Here is an 11465-nt window from a genome sequence, read left to right as displayed (position 1 = left end):
CGCGGACGGCGGCGACCGGTGGCTGTTCGCCGCCGCCGGGCCGGCCACCCCGAGGGGTACGGGCCGACTGCTGCGCTACCGGGTCGCGGTGGAGCGCGACATCCGCGGGGTGCCCGCGGCCGACTTCGCCGCGGAGGTCACCCGGACGCTGGCCGACCCGCAGGGCTGGACCGCGGACGGGACGCTCGCCCTGCGCCGGGTCGGGCGGGACGAGTCGGCCGACTTCACCGTCTACCTCGCCACCCCCGGCACCCGTGACGACCTGTGCCGGGACGCGCCGGACGGCTACACCTCGTGCCGGTCCGGTGACCGCGTGGTGCTCAACGTCGCCCGCTGGGTCGAGGGCGTGCCGGGCTACGGGGCGACCCTGGCCACCTACCGTCGGTACATGGTCAACCACGAGGTCGGCCACCGGCTCGGCCACGGGCACGAACGGTGCCCGGGGCGGGGCCGGCCGGCGCCGGTGATGCAGCAGCAGACCCTGGGCCTGCACGGCTGCACACCGAACGCGCTGCCCTACCCGCACGGCCGCCGGTACGCGGGACCGCCCGGGGCGTACGCCGACCCGGTGCCGCCCCGGGAGGGCGGCCGGCGCGGCTGAGCCGGGCGGGGACGGCGCGTGGTGGGGGCCGGCGGGCGATGGTGCTTTAGTAGACGCCATGCCCAACCCCGCGATCCTCACCGTCGACGACGACCCGGCCGTCTCCCGGGCGGTCGCCCGCGACATCCGGCGCCGCTACGGCGACCGCTACCGGGTGGTGCGGGCCGACTCCGCCGAGGCGGCGCTGGAGGCGCTCCGCGAGCTGAAGCTCCGCGGCGAGCAGGTGGCGGTGCTGATCGCCGACTACCGCATGCCGCAGATGAACGGCATCGAGTTCCTCGAGGCCGCCATGGACCTCTTCCCCGCCGCGCGCCGGGTCCTGCTCACCGCCTACGCCGACACCGACGCCGCGATCAACGCGATCAACGTGGTCGACCTCGACCACTACCTGCTCAAGCCCTGGCACCCGCCGGAGGAGAAGCTCTACCCGGTGCTGGACCAGCTGCTGGAGGCGTGGGCGGCCGGCGGGGCCACCGCCACCGCCGAGCTGCGCGTGGTCGGGCACCGCTGGTCGGCGCCGTCGTTCAAGGCGCGCGACTTCCTGGCCCGCAACCTGGTGCCGTTCCGCTGGGTGCTCGCCGACGAGCCGGAGGGCGCCGAACTGCTGGCGGCGGCGGGGGTGACCGCGAACGACGTACCCCTGGTCGTGACGGCCGACGGCAAGTCGCTGGTGCAGCCGACGACGGCCGACCTGGCCGCGCAGGTCGGGCTCGCCACGACGCCGGCCGCGGACTTCTACGACCTGGTGGTGGTCGGGGCCGGTCCGGCCGGGCTCGGCGCCGCCGTCTACGGCGCCTCGGAGGGGCTGCGGACGGTGCTGATCGAGCGGCGGGCCACCGGCGGGCAGGCCGGGCAGAGCAGCCGGATCGAGAACTACCTCGGCTTCCCGGACGGGGTCTCCGGCGCCCAGCTGACCGACCGGGCCCGCCGGCAGGCGCTGCGGTTCGGCGCCGAGCTGCTCAGCGCCCGCGAGGTGGTGTCCCTGGAGGACGCCGGTGGGGCGCGGGTGCTGCGGTTCGCCGACGGCAGCAGCGTCGCCGCGCACACGGTGGTGCTCGCGACGGGCGTCTCCTACCGGATGCTGCCCGCGCCGGGGCTGGCCGAGCTGACCGGCCGGGGCTGCTTCTACGGCTCGGTGGCGAGCGAGGCGCCGAGCTGCTCGGGGCAGGACGTCTACATCGTCGGCGGGGCGAACTCCGCAGGCCAGGCCGCCGTGCACTTCTCCCGGTACGCCCGCCGGGTGCACCTGCTGATCCGCGGGGACGACCTGACCCGCTCGATGTCCAGCTACCTGATCGAGCAGATCGCCCGGATCGACACCATCGAGGTGCACCCGCACACCGAGGTGATGGGCGGCGCCGGCCAGGAGCACCTGGAGGAGGTGACCCTGCGCGACACCCGCACCGGCGAGACCCGGTGCGTGAACACCTCGTGGCTCTTCGTGTTCATCGGCGCGGAGCCGCACACCGACTGGCTCGACGGCGCGGTCGCCCGGGACGGCCGGGGTTTCGTCCTCACCGGGCCGGACCTGACCCGCGGCGGCCGCCGGCCGGCCGGCTGGTCCCTGCCGCGCGACCCGTACCACCTGGAGTCCAGCATGCCCGGCGTCTTCGCCGCCGGTGACGTGCGGGCCGAGTCGGTGAAGCGGGTGGCCTCGGCCGTGGGCGAGGGCGCGATGGCGGTCTCGCTCGTGCACCGCTACCTGGAGGCACAGTGAGCGCGAGGAGTGAGCCGGTTTTGCGAGCCCCGCAGTCGCGAACCAGGGAGGCACAGTGAGCGCGAGGAGTGAGCCGGTTTTGCGAGCCCCGCAGTCGCGAACCAGGGAGGCACAGTGACCACCGATTCCGACCGGCTCACCCCGGACGACCTGCGCCGCCTCTTCCTCTTCGAGTCGCTCAGCCCGGAGCAGCTCGCGCACCTGGCCGAGCACGGCCGGGTGGAGCAGCGCCGCGCCGGCGAGGCGGTCTACGTCGAGGGTGAGCAGGCGAGCTGCTTCTACGTGCTGCTGCACGGCACCGTGACCCTGCACCGCCGGGTCCAGGCCGACGACGTGGAGATCAGCCGGACCAGCCAGCCCGGCGTCTACGGCGGCGCCATGCAGGCCTACGTGGGCGACCTCGCCGAGCAGCGTTACCTGAACAGCCTCTTCGCGGTGACCGACTGCGCGGTCTTCGCCCTGCCCGCCCAGATCATCGCCGACGCGATGCGCAGCTGGTTCCCGATGGCCACCCACCTGCTGGAGGGGCTGTTCATCGGGATGCGCAACACGCAGACCATCGTGGGCGAGCGGGAACGGCTGCTGGCCCTCGGCGCCCTGTCGGCCGGGCTCACCCACGAGCTCAACAATCCGGCGGCCGCCGCCGTGCGGGCCACCTCGGCGCTGCGCGGCCGGGTCGCCAAGATGCGGCACAAGCTCGCCATGATCGCCGACGGCCGGCTCGACGGCCGGCGGCTGCACGATCTCGTCGCGTTGCAGGAGGAGGCCGTGAAGCGGGCCGCCGCCGCGCCCCCGCTCACGCCGCTGGCGGCCAGCGACGCCGAGGACGAGCTGGCCGACTGGCTCGACGACCACGGTGTCCGAGGCGCCTGGGAGCTGGCCCCGACGCTGGTCGCCGGGGGCATCGACAGCGGCTGGCTCGGCCAGGTCGACGCGGCGGTCGGTGCCGACGACCTGGAGTCGGCGATCCACTGGATCACCTACACCATCGACACCGAACTGCTGATGGGCGAGATCGACGACGCGGTCACCCGGGTCTCCGGGCTGGTCGGCGCGGCGAAGCAGTACTCCCAGCTGGACCGGGCGCCCTACCAGACGGTGGACGTGCACGACCTGCTCGACGCCACCCTGGTCATGCTCCAGGCCAAGATCCCGTCGGGGGTTCGGGTGGTGAAGGAGTACGACCAGGCCCTGCCGCCGGTCCCCGCGTACGCGGCCGAGCTGAACCAGGTCTGGACCAACCTCATCGACAACGCGCTGGGCGCGATGGCCGGCAGCGGCACGCTGACCATCCGGACCGGCCGCAAGGAGGACCGGCTGGTCGTGGAGGTCCGCGACACCGGCACCGGGATCCCGCCGGAGATCCGGCCGCGCATCTTCGAGCCGTTCTTCACCACGAAGCCCGTCGGTGAGGGCACCGGCCTCGGGCTGGACATCTCCTACCGGATCGTGGTCAACAAGCACCACGGCGACATCCGGGTCCAGTCCGAGCCGGGCGACACCCGGTTCGTCGTGCTGCTGCCGCTGGCGCCGGCCTGACCGCGGCGCGGTCGCGTCAGAACAGCGTCGTGGGCGCGACCGGCGCCGGCTCGGGCAGCGGCGCGACCTCGGGCAGGCGCGCCCGGACCTGGTCGTGGAAGCGGCGGGCCAGGTCGGGCGCGTCGGCGTTGTCCGGGGTGTGCACGAACACGGTCGGCGAGCGGCCCTCGCGGAGCCAACCGGTCACCACGTCGAGCCATGGCTGCCAGCCCTCGACGGTCCGCGCCGGGTCGTCCCGGCCGAGGTAGCGGACGATCGGCCGGTCGGTGAGCGCGCGGGTCCGCAGCGGGGTGCGCGGCTTCTTCAGCCACGCCTCCCGTTCCGCGTCGCTGGTCGGCGGGGTGCGGAAGAACGCGGTGGTGTCGAAGGGGATCCACTCCGCGCCGACCCGGGCGAGCGTGTCCTCCAGGGCGCGTACCGCGCCGGGGTCGGTGAAGAAGGCGGGGTGGCGGACCTCGACGGCGTACCGGTGGGTGGTGGGCAGCCCGCGCAGGAAGCGGGCCAGCACGGGCACGTCGCCGGGGCCGAACGAGCCCGGCAGCTGGACCCAGAGGGCGTGCGCCCGCGGGCCGAGGGGCTCGACGGCGTCCAGGAAGGCCCGCAGCTCCGGGTCGGCGCCGGTGAGCCGGCGCTCGTGCGTGACGGCCTTCGGCAGCTTGGGCAGGAAGCGGAAGTCGGGGTCGGTCTGGCGGGCCCAGGACGCCACCGTCTCCGGGGTGGGGGTCGCGTAGAAGGTGGTGTTCCCCTCGACCGCGGTGCACCACCCGGCGTAGGCGCGCAGCCGCTCCTGGGCCGGCAGCGGATGCGCCAGGAAGCGCCCCTGCCAGGCGCGGTGCGTCCACATGGCGCAGCCCACGTGCAGCCGCATCGGCCCTCCCCAGCGCTCGACGGCCCGGCGCGGCCACCCGCGCCGCGGCAACCGTATCCGGGCCCGGCCGTCGGGTTCGACCGGGCCGCGACCGGGCAGGAGGGGACCGGAGGTGATCGACGTGGTCGACGGCGGAGGCGTGCCGAGGTTGTGCCAGGTGGTGCTCGACACCACCGACGTGCGGGCGTCGGCGGAGTTCTACCGGTCGCTGCTGGGTCTGGTCTACCGGCCGGGTGACGAGCCGCCGGCAGCGGGCGGGGCGGACGAGCGGGGTCGGGACTGGCTCGTCCTGAGGACTCCGGAGGGTGTCCCGCAACTGGCCTTCCAGCAGGTCGAGCGGCTGCCCGCGGCGACGTGGCCGGCGGGGGAGGTGCCGCAGCAACTGCACCTGGACCTCACCGTGTCGTCGGTCGAGGAGTTGCTGGTGCAGCACGAACGCGTCCTGCGGCTCGGCGGTCGCCTGCTGCGTGACCGGATCGACGACCCCGACGAGCCGCTGCGGGTGTACGCCGACCCGTCCGGCCACCCGTTCTGCGTCTTCGTCGCCTGAGCCGGTCGCCGCGGACCGGCGGCCGCCCCGGCCCCGGTCCGGTCAGCCGCGACCGCTGCCGTCGGCGAGCAGCCGGCCGACCGTCCGGCGGCGTTGCTGCTTCACCAGATAGAGCCGCTGGTCGGCGACGTGCAGCAGCTTGTCCAGGGTGTCGCCGTCGTACGGCGCGGTGGCCGAGCCGACGCTGACGCCGGCCAGCCCGCGCACCGCCGCCTCGATCCGGGCCGCCGCGGCCCGCGCCGACTCCCGGTCCGCGTCGCTCAGCACCACCACGAACTCGTCGCCACCGACCCGGGCGACGGCGTCCTCGGCCCGCAGCACGTCCCGGGTCACCGCCACCACCCGGCGGAGCAGGTCGTCACCGGCGGCGTGCCCGAGGCGGTCGTTCACCAGCTTGAAGTCGTCCAGGTCGAGGCAGAGCAGGGACGGGCCGGGGCGGCAGCCGGCGTGGAACAGGAACGTCGCCAGCTCGGCCAGGCCGCGCCGGTTCAGCGCGCCGGTGAGCGGATCCAGCGACGCCAGGGCGCGCAGCTGGGACCGCTGCCGGGCGAGGGTCCGGGTCTGTGTGGAGCAGACCGAGACCAGGACCAGCATGCCGGCCAGGTAGATGAACACGTGACCGGCGGGGGCCGGTGGCCCGGCGACGGCGACCGCCACGTACGACCCGAGGGTGAGCACCTCCAGCCCCACCATCAGCCGCAGGTGCGGGGTGTAGCCGGCGACGAACACGGCCGTGGTCACGAAGCCCAGCGCCGCGGGCGAGGTGACGCCCCCGTCCCAGTACGCGCCGAGCGCCGCGAACACCAGCGTCACCATGAGGAGGGTGAACGAGACCCGGTAGCCGGAGGCCTTGGTGGTCACCCGGGTCGCGGCCCAGGTGCCCACGACGCCGGCGGCCAGGCCGCAGCCGTACCCCGTGAGCATCAGCGCCCGGTTCGGCGCGGCGAGCGTCAGGAGGCAGTAGCCGACGGCGACCGCGTGGGAGACGGCGTGCAGGGCCGCGCTGATCAGCGTGCGGCGGCGGCGCTCTCTCATCCCGCCGTCCACCGTGCCCCCGACCCTCGGCGGCGCGCGCCGGTGCGGGCACGACGCCGCCCGGCCGGCGCGACCGCGCCGGTCGCCGGTGTGAACGCCACTCGGATGAGGCAGCTCACCACGTCGAAATTCAATGGCGTGCGTCAGCCGGCAGTCAAGAGACGAGTCGTTAACCAGCCGTTCATATTACCGACGGGTACGTCCAGGTCACGCTGGGCTGAGATCGATCTTCCCGGACCGCCCGGCTCAGCGCCGGCCGCGCCGGCCGCCGTCCCGGGGGATGACGCTGAACTGACCCTGGGACTCCATCCGGACCTCTTTGACGTCGGTCAGGTCCTCGACGCCCTGCTGGCGGAGCTGGGCGTACAGCTCCTCGTCGGTGACCAGCTCGCGGCGCATGTTCCGGCGCAGGATGCGGCCGTCGCGGACCAGCAGCAGGGAGCCCGGCTGGATGATCCGGGCGGCGACCGGCCAGCGGTACGCGAGCAGGTCGAGCAGGTACGCCCACCCGATGATCACCGCGACCAGCAGCACCCCGTCCGTGAGCGAGGTGTAGTCGCTCGACATGCCGTTCTGCGCGGCGTCGGCGATCAGCACGATGACCAGCAGGTCGGTGACGCCGGTGCTGCCGCTCTCCCGCTTCAGCAGCACCCGGAGGAGGAAGAACAGCACCAGGTAGATGACGCTGCCCCGCACGGCGATCTCCCACAGCGGCGTGTCGGGAACGAGCAGCTTCTGCCAGTCGCTCACCGGGTGCGCCTACCCGGCCCGTCCGCCGCTACACCGCGCCGCCGGGCGGGTCGCGGCCCAGCGCCGCCGGGCCGTCGGTCAGCACGGGCAGGTCGCCGGCGGCCAGGTCGAGCCGGGGCCGCAGGTGCCGGACGCGGTGCCGCCAGCGCCCGTGCTCGTACGCCGTGTCGGCCGCCACCTCGACGACGAGGTCGTGACGCACCGGCGTGTACGGCAGCGGCGGCGCCGGGTTCAGCTGGCCGGTCCACCCGCCGGGCAGCGGCTCGGGCCAGGGGTGCCCGGACGCGCCGGCCGGCCGGAGCAGCCCGGCCAGTTCGCGGCGCTGCCGCCGGTGCAGTGGGTGGGTACGTCCCAGGTAGCGCAGCCGGCCCCGGTCGTCGCACCGGCCGACGAGGAGCGTGTCCGGGTCGGTGACCGGCCCGGTGACCCCGCCGACGAGCGTCTCCACGGTGCGCTGGGCGCGAAGCTTCTGCCAGCCCCGCCGCCCCGGCTCGTACCGGCCGTCGCACCGCTTGACGACGATCCCCTCGACGCCGGCGTCGGTCCAGGTCCGGAGCCACTCCCGCGCCTCGGCCAGGTCACCGGTCTGCGGGCACAGGACGAGCCCCGCCGGCGCGTCCCGGAGCAGCACCGCCAACCGGTCCCGCCGCTCGGCCAGCGGAAGGTCCAGCAGCGGCTCCCCGTCCGGGCCGCTGAGCAGGTCGAAGGCCACGAAGTGCGCGGGACGGTGGTCCGCCAGCGCGGCCAGCCCCCGCCCGGCCGTCACCCGCCGCTGGAGCAGCGCGAAGTCGGTGCGGCCCTCGGCCCAGACGATCAGCTCGCCGTCGAGCACCGTGCCGGCGGGCAGGAACCGCAGCGTCCCGGTGACGTCGGGGAAGTAGCCGGTGAGGTCCCGGCCGGCACGCGATTGCAGGTGCACCCCGCCCGCGTCGCGGAACGCCAGGGTCCGCCAGCCGTCCCACTTCGGCTCGTACGCCAGGTGCGGCCCGGTGGGCAGCTCCGCCACCGGTGCGGCGAGCATCGGGCTGAGCGGTGGACGCAGCATGCGGTCTCCGTGGCGCGGATCCGGGGCCGGCCGTCGGCCCGGGCGAGGGGCTCGTGAAGCCCTGCGCGGTTACCCGGGCAGCGGCCCGGCGAACGTCCGGCGGGACTACCGCGACGGCACGGCCCGGGACGGTCCGGCCGAAACCATCCGGCGCGGCCGATCAGACACCGGACGGCCAGGCCTCGGGCTCGGCGGGCACCGGCCGGGTGGGCAGCGGCCGGACCGCCCGGGAGGTGTCGAACCAGCAGAAGGCGTCGTAGCGCTCCCCGAGCACGGTGGGCACGTAGTTGCCCGGGCTCTCCCGCGGCGGACGGTAGACCACCCCGATGGCCCGGTGGTCGATCTCGTGGGTGAGCAGGTCGGGCCGCCCGTCACGGGGGAAGACCAGCAGCGCGCGGTCCGGTGCGGCCGCGTGCAGGGCCTCCTCCAGCGAGTGCCGGCGCGCCGGCGGGACCGTCATCGTCTCCATCGGCGCGCCCCAGGCGGCGCCGGCCGTCACCGTGCCGGCATGGGTGCCGAACCCCACCAGCACCACCCGCTCCGGCCCGTACCGCTCCCGGGCCAGCTGGCCCAGGTTGACCTCGCCGGCGTCGGTCATGTCGGTGGCCCGGGCGTCGCCGACGTGCGTGTTGTGCGCCCAGACCACCGCCCGGGCGCCGGGGCCGTAGTGGTCCAGGAGCCGGTCGAGGGTGGCGTCCATGTGCCGGTCGCGGACGTTCCACGACTCCCGGCCGCCCCGCACCATCGCCCGGTAGTAGCGCTCGGCGCCGGCCACCACCTCGGCGTTCTGCCAGGTGCCGAAGCGGCCCGGCCCGTCGGTGGCGGCCCGCTCCCGGAGCCCGGCCAGCAGCGCGACCACCTCGTCCTCGCAGCGGTGCGGGACCAGCCGGGTGGCGCGCGCGTACTCCTGCGGGTCCTCGTCGTACGGCTCGAAGCAGCGGTACGCGGCCAGCGCGGCGGGCACCTGCTCCGGGTCGTGCTCCCGCAGCCAGGTGAGGATCTCGCGGAGCGATTCCCAGAGCGAGTAGACGTCCAGGCCGTGGAAGCCGACCCGCTCGGCCTCGTCCACCCGCGCGTTGCGGTCGCGCAGCCAGCGGGTGAAGTCGGCGACCTCCTCGTTCGCCCACATCCAGGTCGGCCACCGCTCGAACGCGGCGAGGGCCGCGCGCGGGTCGGCGGGGGCGTCGGGGCGGCAGCGGACGCTCCGGTCCACCCGGTCGCAGTCGGGCCAGTCGCCCTCCACGGCGACGAACGAGAAGCCCCGCTCCTCGACGAGCCGGCGGGTGATGGCGGCCCGCCAGGTGTAGAACTCGTGCGTGCCGTGGCTGGCCTCGCCGAGCATCACCACCCGCGCGTCGCCGACCCGTTCCAGCAGCGCGTCCAGGCTGCCGGGGCCGGTCAGCGGCGTCGCCAGGGCGGTCACCTCGTCGTCGTAGCGTCCCATCCCGGCGCGGTACCCGCTGCCGCGCCCGCCATGCGGCGGCGGGGCCGGCGCCGGGCCCTACCGCGCGGCCCGGGGCCGGGTGGCCCGCCCCCGCCGCCGGGGCGTGGCCGCGCCGGACGGCTCCGGGCGTTCGACCCGGGTCGGGTCGCCGCGGACCAGCTCGTCGTGGACCCGCCACCGGTCGGTGGTGAGGGCGCGCCGGGCCGCCTCGTCGGCCTGCTCGATCCGCCGCCGCAGCAGCTCGACGGCGATCCGGCGGTTCAGGCTGAACTGCCGCTCGGTGTCGACCACGACCACGATGCCCGAGGGCCGGTGGGTGGCCCGCACCGCCGTGCTGGCCTTGTTGCGGTGCTGGCCGCCCGGGCCGCCGGTGCGTACGCCCACCACCTCGACGTCCGCCTCCGCGAACGTCGAGGCCGGGACGTCCACCCGGCACGGCCGGGCGGTGACGTACCAGTTCCTGCGCCCGTTGCCGGGCCGGTACGGGCTGGGCGCCTGCCAGCACAGCGTGCCGGTCCAGCTCGCCGCGAACTCCGCGGCGTCGGGGCCGGCGATCCGTACCAGCACCGACCGGTAGGTGTCGGGCCGGTCACCGGGCACGCTCTCGACCCGACGGGTGGTCAGGCCCCGCCCGGCGGCGTCGGCCTCCAGGCGGGGCAGCAGCCGGCCCAGCGCCCAGGCGCACTCCCGCGGGCCCCGCCCGGCGGAGACGAGCAGGTGGACGCTCACGGCCGGCCCCGCCCGCGGCGGTCGTCCCGGCGCCCCGCCCGGGGCGAGGCGCCGAGGTCGGGCGTCTTGTAGGTGACCAGCGGGACGGTGGTGGCCACCGGGGTGGCCAGGTCGTGCGAGACCAGGTCCCCGACCACCTGTTCGATGCGCTTGTAGGCGGTGGGCGCCTCCTCGAAGAGCAACTGGCGGTCGCCACAGACCACGAACGAGCCCAGCGGGGTGCGGCGCAGCTCCTCGACGGTGTGCTTGGTCCGGCCGCGGCGCAGCGCGTCGGCGCGGGACATCTTCCGGCCCGCGCCGTGCGCCACCGAGTGGTTGGCCGCCGGCCCGGCGTGCGCGGCCACCAGGTAGGAGGGGGTGCCCCGGGTGCCGGCGACGAGCACGTCCCGGCCGTCACCGGGGGCCGCGCCCTTGCGGTGCAGGTAGCGCCCGTCGCGGACCTCGACCAGGTTGTGGCACTGGTCGACGATCGGCGCGGTGGGCTCCGCCCCCAGGGCGTGCGCGACCCGGGCGGCCAGCAGCCGCCGGTTGAGCGAGCCCCAGCGCACGGCGGCGTCGTGCGCGGCCAGGTAGGCGGCCGGGTCGGCGGCGGGGCCCGCGCCGTGCGCCTCGGTGTGCGCCCGCAGGATCCGCTCGCCCAGCCCGCGCGAGCCGCTGTGCACGACGAGGACCAGGTCGCCGGCGTCGAGCCCGAGCCGGCTCGCGTGCTCCGGCGCCAGGACGGCGCCGATCCTGGCCAGCTCGACGAAGTGGTTGCCCCGGCCGACCGTCCCGAGGCCGTCGAGGTGCCCGGCGGGGACGTCGCCGGTCACGACGGCCCAGGCCGGGTCGGCGGCGTCCCGCTCGGGGTCCAGCGCCCGGTCCAGGTCCGGGAACCGGGCGGCGAGCCGCTCGGGTACGGCGCGCCGGAGCGCGATGGGGAACACGGCGATGCCGCAGCCGATGTCGGAGCCGACCAGGAACGGGTAGAGCACGGTCGACGCCATGGCGGCGCCGATCGGGGCGCCCTTTCCCGGGTGCAGGTCGGGCATGCCGGCGACGTGCACCATGCCGGGCAGGGCGGCGACCCGGCGGCACTGGTCGAGGGCGTCGGACTCGATCCAGCTGCCGGCGGAGGCGAAGACGGCGACGGTGGCCGGAGTGGACGGCGGCAGGGACTCCCGCCGGGAGGGGTGCGTGGACAAGGA

The 11465-nt window shown here is 75.5% G+C and carries 11 protein-coding genes; 4 read left to right on the top strand and 7 right to left on the bottom strand.

Annotated features, from left to right (window positions below):
- The 3 genes from ACW0Q9_RS04855 to ACW0Q9_RS04845 all read left to right on the top strand — a co-directional run.
- On the top strand, positions 1-601 hold a 601-nt coding region (locus ACW0Q9_RS04855; protein ID WP_456178700.1), incomplete at its 5' end, for a DUF3152 domain-containing protein.
- Positions 602-659: 58 nt separating this feature from the next.
- Positions 660-2318: an FAD-dependent oxidoreductase gene (locus tag ACW0Q9_RS04850; RefSeq protein WP_456178698.1), complete on the top strand. Its 1659-nt coding sequence runs from the start codon at positions 660-662 to the stop codon at positions 2316-2318.
- A gap of 114 nt (positions 2319-2432) precedes the next feature.
- Positions 2433-3857, top strand: a complete 1425-nt coding sequence (locus ACW0Q9_RS04845; RefSeq protein WP_456178697.1) for an ATP-binding protein — start codon at positions 2433-2435, stop codon at positions 3855-3857.
- A 16-nt stretch (positions 3858-3873) separates the two neighbouring features.
- Here ACW0Q9_RS04845 and ACW0Q9_RS04840 read toward each other — a convergent pair whose 3' ends face one another.
- Positions 3874-4701: a DUF72 domain-containing protein gene (locus ACW0Q9_RS04840; RefSeq protein WP_456178705.1), complete on the bottom strand. Its 828-nt coding sequence runs from the start codon at positions 4699-4701 to the stop codon at positions 3874-3876.
- Positions 4702-4837: 136 nt separating this feature from the next.
- On the opposite strand from ACW0Q9_RS04840, the gene ACW0Q9_RS04835 reads away from it, so the two are divergent.
- Entirely contained in the window at positions 4838-5275 is a 438-nt protein-coding gene (locus tag ACW0Q9_RS04835; protein WP_456178695.1) for a VOC family protein, read from the top strand.
- A gap of 42 nt (positions 5276-5317) precedes the next feature.
- Here the strand turns inward: ACW0Q9_RS04835 and ACW0Q9_RS04830 are convergent, their stop codons facing one another.
- The 6 genes from ACW0Q9_RS04830 to ACW0Q9_RS04805 all read right to left on the bottom strand — a co-directional run bounded on the left by ACW0Q9_RS04830 (position 5318) and on the right by ACW0Q9_RS04805 (position 11462).
- A complete protein-coding gene (locus tag ACW0Q9_RS04830; protein ID WP_456178693.1) occupies positions 5318-6310 on the bottom strand; it encodes a GGDEF domain-containing protein in 993 nt (330 codons plus the stop codon).
- A 246-nt stretch (positions 6311-6556) separates the two neighbouring features.
- Positions 6557-7060 carry a DUF421 domain-containing protein gene (locus tag ACW0Q9_RS04825; protein ID WP_456178691.1) on the bottom strand — a complete coding sequence of 168 codons (504 nt, stop codon included), beginning with the start codon at positions 7058-7060 and terminating at the stop codon, positions 6557-6559.
- A gap of 28 nt (positions 7061-7088) precedes the next feature.
- Positions 7089-8105, bottom strand: coding sequence for an ATP-dependent DNA ligase (locus ACW0Q9_RS04820; protein ID WP_456178690.1), 1017 nt, complete (start codon positions 8103-8105; stop codon positions 7089-7091).
- Between the two features lie 160 nt (positions 8106-8265).
- Positions 8266-9549, bottom strand: coding sequence for an erythromycin esterase family protein (locus ACW0Q9_RS04815; protein ID WP_456178689.1), 1284 nt, complete (start codon positions 9547-9549; stop codon positions 8266-8268).
- 57 nt (positions 9550-9606) lie between these two features.
- Positions 9607-10278, bottom strand: coding sequence for a peptide chain release factor H (gene prfH, locus ACW0Q9_RS04810; protein WP_456178688.1), 672 nt, complete (start codon positions 10276-10278; stop codon positions 9607-9609).
- Positions 10275-11462, bottom strand: coding sequence for an RNA ligase RtcB family protein (locus ACW0Q9_RS04805; RefSeq protein WP_456178687.1), 1188 nt, complete (start codon positions 11460-11462; stop codon positions 10275-10277). Before ACW0Q9_RS04805 ends, prfH begins: the two co-directional genes overlap by 4 nt.
- Between the last annotated feature and the right edge of the window lie 3 nt (positions 11463-11465).

This window comes from Micromonospora sp. I033 (assembly GCF_053890995.1).
The sequence above is the reverse complement of the archived record's forward strand: the minus strand, read 5'-3'. Positions and strand labels throughout refer to the sequence as shown.

What these genes read in the sequence shown, in the direction of transcription:
- ACW0Q9_RS04820 (WP_456178690.1), bottom strand. Translation starts at nt 8,105, where the DNA reads ATGCTGCGTCCACCGCTCAGCCCGATGCTCGCCGCACCGGTGGCGGAG.
- ACW0Q9_RS04850 (WP_456178698.1), top strand. Translation starts at nt 660, where the DNA reads ATGCCCAACCCCGCGATCCTCACCGTCGACGACGACCCGGCCGTCTCC.
- ACW0Q9_RS04840 (WP_456178705.1), bottom strand. Translation starts at nt 4,701, where the DNA reads ATGTGGACGCACCGCGCCTGGCAGGGGCGCTTCCTGGCGCATCCGCTG.
- ACW0Q9_RS04815 (WP_456178689.1), bottom strand. Translation starts at nt 9,549, where the DNA reads ATGGGACGCTACGACGACGAGGTGACCGCCCTGGCGACGCCGCTGACC.
- ACW0Q9_RS04830 (WP_456178693.1), bottom strand. Translation starts at nt 6,310, where the DNA reads ATGAGAGAGCGCCGCCGCCGCACGCTGATCAGCGCGGCCCTGCACGCC.